Annotated in this window: 7 protein-coding genes; 3 read left to right on the top strand and 4 right to left on the bottom strand. The window is 28.0% G+C overall.

The features are described from left to right. Window positions 1-135: 135 nt before the first annotated feature. From eno to mrcB, 4 genes are all read right to left on the bottom strand, one after another. Entirely contained in the window at window positions 136-1,458 is a 1,323-nt protein-coding gene (eno, locus tag BVAF_RS00775; RefSeq protein ID WP_013516490.1) for a phosphopyruvate hydratase, read from the bottom strand. A 93-nt stretch (window positions 1,459-1,551) separates the two neighbouring features. Beyond that, window positions 1,552-3,138, bottom strand: coding sequence for a CTP synthase (locus BVAF_RS00770; RefSeq protein ID WP_050805263.1), 1,587 nt, complete (start codon window positions 3,136-3,138; stop codon window positions 1,552-1,554). Window positions 3,139-3,603: 465 nt separating this feature from the next. Further along, window positions 3,604-3,954, bottom strand: a complete 351-nt coding sequence (gene erpA, locus BVAF_RS00765; RefSeq protein ID WP_013516488.1) for an iron-sulfur cluster insertion protein ErpA — start codon at window positions 3,952-3,954, stop codon at window positions 3,604-3,606. A 165-nt stretch (window positions 3,955-4,119) separates the two neighbouring features. Then, complete coding sequence (mrcB, locus tag BVAF_RS00760) at window positions 4,120-6,561, bottom strand: bifunctional glycosyl transferase/transpeptidase (RefSeq protein WP_013516487.1); 2,442 nt, start codon at window positions 6,559-6,561, stop codon at window positions 4,120-4,122. Window positions 6,562-7,880: 1,319 nt separating this feature from the next. Here mrcB and aceE point away from each other — a divergent pair. From aceE to lpdA, 3 genes are all read left to right on the top strand, one after another. Continuing rightward, window positions 7,881-10,559 carry a pyruvate dehydrogenase (acetyl-transferring), homodimeric type gene (gene aceE, locus BVAF_RS00755; protein ID WP_013516486.1) on the top strand — a complete coding sequence of 893 codons (2,679 nt, stop codon included), beginning with the start codon at window positions 7,881-7,883 and terminating at the stop codon, window positions 10,557-10,559. A 17-nt stretch (window positions 10,560-10,576) separates the two neighbouring features. Further along, a complete protein-coding gene (locus tag BVAF_RS00750; RefSeq protein ID WP_013516485.1) occupies window positions 10,577-11,917 on the top strand; it encodes a 2-oxo acid dehydrogenase subunit E2 in 1,341 nt (446 codons plus the stop codon). Window positions 11,918-12,003: 86 nt separating this feature from the next. After that, the gene (gene lpdA / locus BVAF_RS00745) at window positions 12,004-13,437 is read left to right on the top strand and encodes a dihydrolipoyl dehydrogenase (protein WP_013516484.1); all 1,434 of its coding nucleotides are present in this window, start codon (window positions 12,004-12,006) and stop codon (window positions 13,435-13,437) included. Window positions 13,438-13,629 lie beyond the last annotated feature (192 nt).

Here is a 13,629-nt window from a genome sequence, read left to right as displayed (position 1 = left end):
TCATTGAAGAATACGACTAAATTTGTATATAATATCCTTTTAATCAAATTCTCATTCAAGGATATCATATACTACTTATTTAACCCGAATTAACACTGATCAACACTCATAAATATACACATATAAAAACATTAATCAAAATATAACACTCTTTCTATCAAAAAAATTTTTTATCTCCTTAATCCCGTTAAATTTTGCAGCATCCCCTAGTTTTTCTTCAATACGAATTAATCTATTATATTTAGAAGTTCGATCAACACAACGTACTGGCCCAGTTTTAATTTGCCCAGCAGATGTTCCAACAGCTATATCAGCAATACTTGTATCTTCAGTTTCTCCAGAACGATGTGAAATAATTGTAGTATATCCATGTTTCTTAGCTAACTTTATTACATATAAAGTTTCAGTTAACGAACCTATCTGATTAGGCTTAATTAAAATAGAGTTAGCTATATTTTGTTGTATTCCTTTATTTAATAAATTAGGATTAGTTACAAATAAATCATCCCCTACTAATTGTATTGTAGATCCAAGAACTTTAGTAAGATAAGAAAAACCATTCCAATCATGTTCACTTTGAGCATCTTCAATAGAAACAATAGGATACTTCTGTGCTAATAATGATAAATAATCAATAAATTCTTTAGAAGAGCAACATAAATTTTCACTTTTTATATTGTACTGATTCGAAGATTTATCAAACAATTCAGATGCAGCACAATCCATAGACAAAACAACATCTTTTCCAAAAATATAATTGGATTGTTCTACAGACTGTTTAATTAATTCTAATGTTCCGACATGAGAAATTAAATTAGGAGCATATCCCCCTTCATCACCTAATGCAGGAAATATTCCTTGATTTCTTAAAATTATCTTTAAATTACATGAAATTTCTGATCCTATTTGTATTGCTTCTTTAATAGTTTTTGCTCCTACAGGGATAATCATAAATTCCTGAATATCTAAATTATTATCAGCATGCTTTCCTCCATTAATGACATTCATCATAGGTATTGGCATGGAATATATATTTGGTGCTCCATATAAGTTCGAAATATACTCGTAAAAAGGTATTCCTATAACATCAGCAGCAGCTTTAGCAACTGCAAGCGATACACTTAAAATTGAATTCGATCCTAACTTAGATTTATTATCAGTTCCATCTAGATCAATCATAATTTGATCAATAAAACACTGCTTAGTAACATCTACATTCAACAAAGCAGAACGAATAGGACCATTAATAATATCAACTGACTTTTTTACTCCCTTTCCAAAAAATCGACTCTCATCATGATCTCGTAATTCTAATGCTTCCTGAGATCCTACAGATGATCCTGACGGAACCGAAGCTAATCCAAAAAATCCATTTTTAATATGCACCTCTGCTTCTACCGTAGGATTACCACGAGAATCAATTATTTCACGACCTATAATATTTAAAATTTTAGACATATTAATTTTCCTATTTTGGTAAATGCAATTTATTAATTATACTCTCTTATAACAGAGTCAAAATATTATATAAAACATACTTATATTTTAGTTTCAAATCAATTTATTATGACAATCTTTATATTGTATTGCAGCACCTATAAAACCTATAAATAAAGGATGTCCTTCTCTAGGAGTAGAATTAAATTCTGGATGAAATTGACTGCCTATAAACCATGGATGATATTTGTATTCAATTATTTCTATTAAGTTTTCATCTTTAGAAAAACCAACACAATCCAAACCAGCATGTTCTATTTTCTTAAACAAAACCGGATTTACTTCATAACGATGCCTATGTCGCTCTAATATAACTTTTTTACCATACATTTTTTGAACTAAACTCCCTTCTACTAAATAACATACTTGATTGCCCAAACGCATGGTACCACCTAAATTAACATTATTATTACATTTTTCTAAATATTCATTATGATTCTGAAATTCATTAATTTTAGAAATCACTGGATATTCACAATTATCCACAAATTCGGTAGAATTAGCTCCTGTCATTCCTACAACATTTCGAGCAAATTCAATTAATGCTACTTGCATTCCCAAACAAATACCAAAATATGGTATTTTATGTTCTCTAGCATATCGAGCGGATAAAATTTTACCCTCTACTCCTCTATACCCAAATCCCCCAGGTATTAAAATCCCATCTAGATCTTTTAACATTGATTCTATACCTAAATTGTCTATATCTTGAGAATTGATAAAACGAATTTGTATAAAAAATCGATTTTTAAAACCAGCATGATATAACGCTTCTGTCACAGATTTATAGGCATCTGTTAATTCAGTATATTTACCAATTATTCCAATTGTAACCTTACCTATTGGATTATTTTGATAATAAATTACACGTTTCCAATCAGACAAATCAGCTTTAGGACAATGTAATTGAAAATATTTACAAATATAATCATCTAATTTTTGATTTTGTAATAACAAAGGAATTTTATAAATTGAACTTACATCTTGTAAAGAAATTATTGCTTGTTTAGGTACATTGCAAAATAATGAAATCTTCTGTCGTTCACTATCCCCAATAATTCTATCAGATCTACAAATTAAAATATCAGGTTGAATTCCAATCGATAATAATTCCTTTACTGAATGCTGTGTAGGTTTAGTTTTTAATTCTCCAGACACAGAAACAAACGGAACCAAGGTTAAGTGTATATATAAGGTATGTTTTCTTTTAACCTCTATCGCCATTTGCCTAATAGCTTCTAAAAAAGGTAATGATTCAATATCACCAACTGTTCCTCCAATTTCCACTAACAATATATCATAATCTTTAGAATTACGCACTAACCAACGTTTTATCATACAAGTAACATGAGGAATGATTTGAACAGTAGCTCCTAAATAATCTCCTCGTCGTTCTTTTTGTAAAACATCAGCGTAAATACGTCCAGCTGTAAAATTATTATATCTTGTCATTTTAGTTCGAATAAAACGCTCGTAATGCCCTAAATCTAAATCAGTTTCCGCTCCATCTTCTGTAATAAATACTTCACCATGTTGAACAGGACTAATTGTTCCTGGGTCAATATTGATATACGGATCTAATTTAATTATAGTCACACTTAATCCTCGAGCTTCTAAAACTGAAGCTAAAGACGCCGTCATAATTCCTTTTCCTAAGGACGATACTACTCCTCCTGTTACAAAAATATAATTTATTCCCACCCACCATCCATCCAAATTTATATATTACACTAAATAACCCGTATTAATATACATTATACTAATACAACATAAACTTCCAAAAAAAATTAACAACAAATTTTTATTGCAAATTGATTGAATCAAATACTATTTGGATTCATTTTAACAAATTCCGTATATCATAAAACACTTGTCAAACTAAAAACTAAGCTCAATAACAAATACTGATAGCTAATACATAACCTCTTTATTGTATAAAAAATCAACTTTTACATACATGATTTTAAATTAAACACAACATAAATGCGATAAACAACTTGACTTCTTATCCCTTAATAACTCTTAAATACAAACACATACACTATATTTTACATACATATACAAATTTAATACTATTTACATCAAAAATAATCACACATACTACTATTAAATACTAAACGAAGATCCACAACTACAAGTAATTTTAGCATTTGGATTGATCATAACAAATTTAGATCCTGATAATTCTTCACGATAATCTACTACCCCCCCAACTAAATACTGAAAACTCATAGAATCTACAATCAAAGTTACTCCATTACTTTTAATAACGTAGTCATCATCAGATATCTGATCATCTAATATAAATTTATATTGAAATCCTCCACATCCTCCTCCTATTATATATATACGAAATTTTAAATTTGATTTGTTAATGTATTTATGTTCCTTCATACAATACCTTATTCTGTCAGCAGCAAAAGGAGTTAACTGAATAGAAAAAACACTATTTTTCATACATACACCTCACCTACCCGTACTATAATAAAAATATATTATCATTAAGTACTCATATTTACACGAGTAATACCATTATAATTTAACCTACATAATCCATTAGTAAACAAAAAACTAACACCACTCACTACATATCTGTAATAATTATACAGATCATACATTAGACTATTCCTTAAGAATTTCGTTAATCCACTTTTCCATCTTTCGAAAATCTTGATTTTCTGAAAAATCGAGTACATTCCCAGAATACGCAATCACCTCATCTGACGAATTAAGCATATTGCATTCTATACCATTAAAATGATCATTTTTCCATATTGGCAAAACATACGTATAAATATTTTTATTACAATTATTATACAAAAGCACACTGCCAGACGAATTTATAGGAACTTGAATAATATTGCTCGGTATTGTTAATTGTAACGGAGTAGGATGCCCAAGCCCTAAATAAAGGCTATATAATTTTAATGCCCCACTAGCACCTGTTAAATTCATTTTTCCATTATCATCACGACCTACCCAGATTACAACTACTTCTTTACCATCAATTCCCACAAACCAACTATCACGAGAATCATTTGTTGTGCCTGTTTTAGCAGCTAAATGAAAATCAGCAAATTTTACTGACAAATCATAAGATGTGCCTCTTGTTACAACTTGCTGCATTGCAAACAAAACCAAGTACACGGATTGAGGAGAAACCATACGTTTAGTTTTAGGAAAATATTGATATACAGTCATATTATCTGAGTTTACAATATGTTCTATACAAGATAATTTAGAGTATCGTCCTCCACTCGCTATAGTTTGATATTCCTGAGCTACATTTATTGGAGTTAAATTAATAGATCCTAATAAAATCGACGGAAAAGAAGGAATTAAATTCTCAGAAATACCCAACTTCATTAAAATATCAGTAATAGTATTTATTCCCATTGTTAATCCTAAATTAACAGCAGGAATATTAAGAGATTTTACAAATGCATCAATTAACATAACTTTCCCTCTAAATTGCCGATCATAATTTTTAGGCGACCATACTGATCCATCTGGTTGTTTTAAATTAATAGGGGTATCTGCAATCCACGTATTTAAACGATATTTATGAGGCTGATTTAGAGCAGTAAGGTAAATTGCTGGTTTAATTAATGATCCAATAGGACGACGGGCACGCATAGCTCTATTAAATCCGGAAAAATTAGGTTCAGATCCACCAACCATAGCGCGTACCGATCCATTAAATCGATCTACAATTATTATAGCCCCTTCTAAATCTGATATATTAGAACTACATCTTAATTTTGGAATGCCTAATTTCATTGATCTTTCAGCAGCTTGTTGAGCAATTGGATCCAATGTAGTAAATATTCTTAAACCAGCCAAATTGTGAATTTTATTTATACGACTTACTTCTTCGTATACCATTTGAATAAAAGCAGGCTGATTAGTTAATACCTCATCTTTTAATTGTACTCCTAAAGGACGAGATTTAAGTATACTATACAAATCAGCATCAATCATATCAATATTTCTCAATAAATTTAATATAAAATTACGACGTTCTAGTGTTTTTTTTGGATTTTTTCGAGGACTATACAAAGAAGCGCCTTTTATCATCCCAACTAACATAGCTTGTTGATCTAAACTTAACTCATCAACCGGCCTGCCAAAATAATGAAAACTGGCTAAAGGAAATCCTCGAATTTGATCATTACCGTTTTGACCAAAAAAAATCTCATTTAAATATAACTCAAGAATGCGATCTTTACTATACCGAACCTCAAAAATCAAAGCCATATACATTTCATTAAATTTACGCCATAATGATCGAGTATTATTTAAAAATAAATTTTTTACTAATTGTTGTGTTATAGTACTTCCTCCTTGTACAGTATGACCAGATACAATATTAATTAAAAAAGCTCGTATTACTGAAGGTATTTGAATCCCATCATGATTATAAAAATTTTTATCTTCCACAGCTAATAACATATCTATTAATGTATCTGGAAATTTAGATCGAGGCACAAACAATCTTTGTTGCCCCTGAAAAACATACTGGATAGATATAATTTTTGGATCTATACGAAACAAAGCGAAATTATTTTGCGTATCTTGATTATAAATACGCAACAATTTTTCTTTATCAAAGAATAAACGTACATGACTTTCTTGTTCCTCTCTATTAGGAAAATCAAAAGATCTCCGTAATAATTCAATATTATCATTAAATACAACAAATTCACCTGATCGAATAATTTTAGATACTTGACGATATTGTAATGACTGTAACAATTTAATCATGTCATTCTTATTACATGATATATTTGGTTCAATATTCACAATTTTACTATATATAACTGTAGGCAATTGCCATACCTGATCATTAATATGATTTTGTATTTTTTTATCCAAAAAAATACCATAAAAACAAAGCAAAATTACAACACATAACAATACATATATACCATAATGTGTAAAAAAGAATATATTAATTATTATTTTCAGACAATTTTTTAAAAAAAAATAATTTATAAAGACAATTTTTTTAAAAAAAATACTTACTAATTTCAAACAACCAAAAATTAAATTAATTTTATGCATTATTATGAAACTACACAACACACTCGGTTATCTTGAATAAAACTACCGAAAAGACTGATAACATCTTATATCTTAATTTATAAATTAAATTTTGTATCATAACATTTACAAATTCCTGAATTAATAAAAATCAAAAAACATTTATATAATCACTGCATTTAACCTTATAACTTATTATTAAGTACAATAATATTACCAATTTTATATATGATAAAATTTTAAAATTATAAAATTTAAAAGTTATACACGTATTAAAAATTCAAAAATATATTCATTATCAATATACTTAATTCAATGACACCTAAAATTAACTGCTATAAAACAACCTTTTACTCATTTACAACCACAAAAATAATTTAATTACTTACTTCTATTATTATCATGTATATCACCTAACAACTCAAAAATATATAATGCTTTATTTTAAATAATTTAAATTCATTTATGCTCCTAATAAATCAAAATATATAAACTACTATTACTTATCGAATAAAAAATACTATTATTTTATAATTACATTAAATAAAGCTATTACACCATAGTTTTATTAATACTCATTAATTTAAACAATTTTTAATTGTACTTTAATATACGTTCATTTTCTTAATCTCTCTACACACTTTTTACCAAAAAATGACTGAATTTATTACTCTATGAATTCATAAAAATTAATTGTTTAAATCATTATTCAGCAATTTTTGTGTAAATAAAAAATTAAAAAATATTAATATATCAAATAATCTTTTTTATCAAACGATCTCTAACATATAAACTTATAGTATTAAAACTATTCTGCATAGCATTTTCATTATTTTTTTTAAATTACTATACAAAATTCTGTTATATTCTTTTATCTTAATAAATATCGACGCAATGAAAATCCGTAAGTAAGTATCTCTTAGAAATAGACAATAATAATTTGCTCATTTGTATTTTTAAAATACTAAATAATTTATTTTATTCATTAAAAATCAATTTTAAATTACTTGCCATAATCTGTCACACATATAGACAAAACACATATATTTTGTTAATTTATTTCGATTAAAAACAAATTTTGTTATAACACATATATACGACAATATATCTAAAATTAATTATTTGAGTATAAGCATATTTATACAAATAATATTAAGTATATTTTATTATAAACTTCTACACAAATATCTAAAATGACACAATCAATTTTTAAAGAAAAAATTCATATACATTTTAAATATACAAATATTAATTTCCTCATGATGTGAATAATGTATTTTAATATATCAAATAAATTGTAATATATTATCTTTATATTTCTATATTAAGGGAGCTCAATAATGTCATCTTGTTTAAATCACGATATAGATTCAATAGAAACACAAGAATGGATACAATCTATTGCTTCAGTTATACAAAAAGACGGTATTTCTAGAGCTCATTTTTTAATTAATCAAATTATAAATAAAGCACGAGCTGATGGATTAATCATTCCTAATAATAATAATAGTTTATTGAATAGTGACTATATAAATACTATTCCTGTACAAGACGAACCTGAATATCCAGGTAATTTAAAAATAGAACAACGAATATGTTCTACTATTCGATGGAATGCTATGATGATGGTATTACATGCATCAAAAAAAAAATTAGATTTAGGGGGGCATATTGCTTCCTTTCAATCATCTGCTACATTATATGAAGTATGTTTTAATCATTTTTTTCGAGCACGTAACTCAATCGACGAAGGAGACTTAATTTATTTTCAAGGACATATCTCTCCAGGAATATATGCTAGAGCTTTTCTAGAAGGACGATTAAAAAAAGAACATATAGATAATTTTCGTCAAGAAGTAAACAACATAGGTCTTTCTTCATATCCTCATCCAAAATTAATGCCAGAATTTTGGCAATTTCCAACAGTTTCTATGGGGCTAACTGCAATTAATGCAATCTATCAAGCTAAATTCTTAAAATATTTATATAACAGAAATCTAAAAAACACTTCTCAACAAACAGTATATGCTTTTTTAGGAGATGGTGAAATGGATGAACCTGAATCTAAAGGAGCACTTAATATCGCCTCTAGAGATAAACTAAATAATTTAATTTTCATAATTAATTGCAACTTACAACGATTAGATGGACCAGTCACAGGAAACGGTAAAATTATTAACGATTTAGAAAATATTTTTATCGGATCAGGATGGGAAGTCATAAAAGTGATTTGGGGAAGTAAATGGGATAAATTATTCAATAAAGACAAAACTGGAAAATTAATTCAATTAATGAATGAAACTGTTGATGGAGATTATCAAACATTTAAATCTAAAGATGGAAAATATATTCGTAAATATTTTTTTGGAAAATACGCAGAAACTAAAGCTTTAGTTAAAGATATGAGTGATTCTGAAATCTGGGAATTAAATAGAGGAGGGCATGATCCTAAAAAAATTTTCGCTGCTTTAAAAAAAGCTAAAAATAATATTAAAAAACCTGTTGTAATTTTAGCACATACTATTAAGGGATACGGAATGGGCTCAGAAATAGAAGGAGTCAATATAGCCCATCAAATAAAAAAAATTAATATTAAAACAATTCAATATTTTAGAGATAGATTTGAATTAAATTCCATTATTAAAGATCATCAAATAGAATCATTACCATATTTAACTTTTAAAAAAGATTCGGAAGAATCTCTATATTTACATAAAAGGCGACAAGCCTTGTTTGGATATCTTCCAACTCGTTTAACAAATTCTACTCATACATTAGAGCTTCCAAAATTAGAATATTTTGATTCATTATTGCAACAACAAAATAAAAATATCTCTACTACATTAGCATTTATTCGAATATTAAATATATTATTACAATATCCTTCGCTTAAAAACCGATTAGTTCCTATAATTGCAGATGAAGCTCGCACTTTTGGAATGGAAGACTTATTTAGAAAAATTGGAATTTATAATCCATTAGGACAACAATATACTCCTCAAGATCATAATTTACTTTCATACTACCGAGAAGATAAACAAGGACAAATACTAGAAGAAGGAATCAGTGAATTAGGAGCTGCCGCCTCTTGGTTAGCTGCTGCTACTTCATATAGCACCAATAACTTCCCTATGGTCCCTTTTTATATATATTACTCCATATTCGGGTTTCAAAGAATCGGAGATTTCTTATGGGCATCAGCTGATCAGCAAGCTCGAGGATTTTTAATTGGTGCTACATCTGGTAGAACTACTTTAAATGGGGAAGGATTACAACATGCTGATGGACATAGTCATATTCAATCACTAACTATTCCTAACTGCATTTCTTATGATCCAGCATATTTATATGAAATTACTGTTATTATACATAACGGATTGATACGTATGTACGGGAAAAATCCAGAAAATATATATTTTTATATCACCACATTGAATGAAAGATATCATATGCCATCTATGCCTCCTGGGATTGAAGAAGGAATTATTAAAGGTATTTATAAATTAGAGTCTCTACCTGGAAAAAATGGTAAAGTTCAACTAATGGGATCTGGTTCAATTTTAAGAATGGTACGTGACGCTGCTCAAATTTTATCACGTGAATACAATGTCAGTTCAGACGTATATAGTGTTACTTCATTTACAGAACTAGCACGAAATGGCCAAGATTGCGAACGATGGAATATGCTACACCCTTCAAGCACCCCAAAAGTGCCTTATATTACTTCCATATTAAACGACTTTCCTACTATAGCTGCTACTGACTACATGAAACTATTTGCAGAACAAGTTCGAAGTTTTGTGCCAAATAATAACTTTTTTGTTTTGGGTACAGACGGATTTGGACGTTCCGATAGTCGAGAAAATTTAAGACATTATTTCGAAGTTAATTCCGGATATATAGTGGTTGCTGCATTATTTAATTTAACAAAACAAGGATATATACATATTGATATCGTATCTAAAGCTATTAAAATGTTTAACATTGATCCTGAAAAAATTAATCCACGTTTAATGTAAAAAAAAGAGGAATCATAATGGTGATTGATATTCATGTACCAAATATCGGGGAAGATGCATTAGAAGTAACCGAAATACTAATAAAAATTGGAGATAATATTAATATTAATCAACCCTTAGCTATAATAGAAGGAGATAAATCGTCTATGGAAATTCCTTCTCCTTATTCTGGTCTTGTTACTAAAATTTATATTAATATTGGGGAAAAAGTACATACAGGATCTTTAATTTTATCAGTAGATGTCAAAAACGAACCTAAAAATCTTCAATCTTTGCATAAAGAAAAAGATATCTCACTTGATAGTGCCATTAACCAACAAAATAACTTAAACAATACAATTACAAAAAATAACAATAATTCCCATTATGATGACACAAAAAAAACTACATCTCTTCTTTCAACTCCTACTGAAAACCCCATTATGTATGCCACCCCTGTCATTAGACATATGGCTCGAAAATTTAGAATAAATTTATCGCAAATAAAAGGTAGTGGACGAAAAGGTCGAATTTTAAAAGAAGATCTTCAAAACTATCTAAATAATATTAAAAATAATATACATAACCACTATCCTTCTCAATCTTCAAAGAAAGAAAATAAATCTTTTGATTTAACACAAAAAAAATCAACAATAAATACCAATAATACTACTAACTACATATCAACCATACAATTAACAAAAATACAACAATCTTCAGGACGTAATTTACAAAAAAATTGGATTGAAATCCCTCATGTAACACAATTCGATATAATCGACATTACTGATTTAGAACTTTTCAGAAAACAACAGAATTTAGAAATACAAAATAAAAAAACAGATTATAAAATCACAATATTAGCATTTGTAATAAAAGCAGTGTCTAAAGTATTAAAAGAACTACCTCAATTTAATAGCTCCTTATCAAGGAATGGCGATAAATTAATTTTAAAAAAAAATATTAATATTGGAATAGCTGTCAATACCAAACAAGGATTATTAGTTCCTGTATTACATAATACCAATAAAAAAAATATTATGACATTAGCTCAAGAATTATCAGAAATTGCTAAAAAAGCACGAATTGAAAATCAATTAATTCCTTCTGATATGCAAGGAGGAACTTTTACTATATCTAACTTAGGAAACATTGGAGGAATGTTTTTTACTCCAATTATAAATGCCCCTGAAGTAGCTATTTTAGGAGTATCTAAATCTATGATCTATCCTATATGGACTGGAAAAAAATTTTTACCTAAATTGGTACTACCTATATCCTTATCGTATGATCACCGAGTTATAGATGGAGTAGATGGATCAAAATTTATACGCCATATTAACAAAATTCTTTCAGATATACGATTATTATCTATGTAACTTTAACTAAAAGAAATAAAATTATTGCTGTAATTATGTTATCATGCTTTTATAATGTAATATAAAATAAAAATATAAAAAATAATATGAATATCAAAATAGAAAGAACTACTATTCTTGTTATAGGTGCGGGGCCAGGAGGCTATTCTGCAGCTTTTCGTTGTTCTGATTTAGGAATGAAGACTATGATAGTAGAACGTTATAAAAATCTAGGAGGAGTGTGTTTAAATGTTGGATGTATACCATCTAAATCATTATTACATATTGCTAAATTAATTAATGATAATAAAAATCTAAGTAAATATGGAATTTTACAACAAAATCCCCAAATTCAACTCGATTTAAATAAAATTTCATTATGGAAAAATAATATTATCAATCAATTATCACGAAATCTATATTCTTTGGCTAAGGCTCATAATGTTAATATTGTTCATGGATTAGGAAAATTTATTGATAATCATACACTACAAATATTCAACGACCAACAAGAAGAAACTTTACAAGTTATATTTGATTATGCCATTATAGCCGCCGGCTCTCATACCCTATCTTTCTCATCCCTACCAAACGATAAAAGAATTTGGCATTCGACTGATGCATTACAATTACAATCAATACCTGAGACTCTTTTAATCGTAGGAGCTGGAGCTATTGGTCTAGAAATGGCAACGATATATCACGCTTTAGGAAGTAAAGTAGAAATATTAGAATCGCAAAATAAAATTATACCAATATTAGATCAAGATATTATTAAAATATTATCTAAAAACTTGTATAACAAAAATATTGATTGCATCATTAATACTAAAATTAATTCTATATATACTCAAACAGATGGGATATATGTAGTGATGGAAAATAATTCAGATACTACGATTAAAAATACTAATAAATATGACGCTATACTAATAGCAATCGGAAGAGCTCCAAATAGCAATATACTTAATCTTCAAAATGCAGGAATAAATGTAAATAAATATGGATTTATTTCCGTAGATAAACAAATGCGTACTAACGTACCAAATATCTTCGCTATTGGCGATATTATTGGGCATCCAATGTTAGCTCATAAAAGCATACATGAGGGATATGTAGCTGCAGAAGTTATCTCCGGTAAAAATTACTATTTTGATGCTAAAATTATTCCATCTATTATATATACTAATCCAGAAATAGCTTGGGTTGGATACACTGAACAAACAGCACAACAAACTGAAGAACAAATACAATATAAATCCGTTGCTTTACCATGGACGGCCCTAGGAAAAGCTATTACTTCTAATTGTACTGAAGGGATAACTAAATTAGTTTTTGATAAAACCACCCATAAAATAATTGGAGGATCAGTTATTGGAACCAATGCCAGTGAAATTATAGGAGAAATAGCCCTAGCAATAGAAATGGGATGCGATGTGGAGGATATTACTTTAACTATACATGCGCACCCCACACTACACGAATCAATAGAATTAGCAGCATCAATATACTATAAATCTATCAAAGATTTTTCATTATAAATAAAAGTATATCATTATATAATGAATGATTAACACTTAATTACTAACAACTAAATTAATAGTTAGTTGCCTATACTTTATTACCCAACCCCCATAACATAAATCAAAACAAATTTAATAACAAACAATTATTTATCTTTACATTAAAAAATAAAAAATCTATAATTTTATAAAAATTAACTACATTTCCGA

The sequence above is a fragment of the Candidatus Blochmanniella vafra str. BVAF genome (assembly GCF_000185985.2).
Taxonomy (GTDB): domain Bacteria; phylum Pseudomonadota; class Gammaproteobacteria; order Enterobacterales; family Enterobacteriaceae; genus Blochmanniella; species Blochmanniella vafra.
The sequence above is the reverse complement of the archived record's forward strand: the minus strand, read 5'-3'. Positions and strand labels throughout refer to the sequence as shown.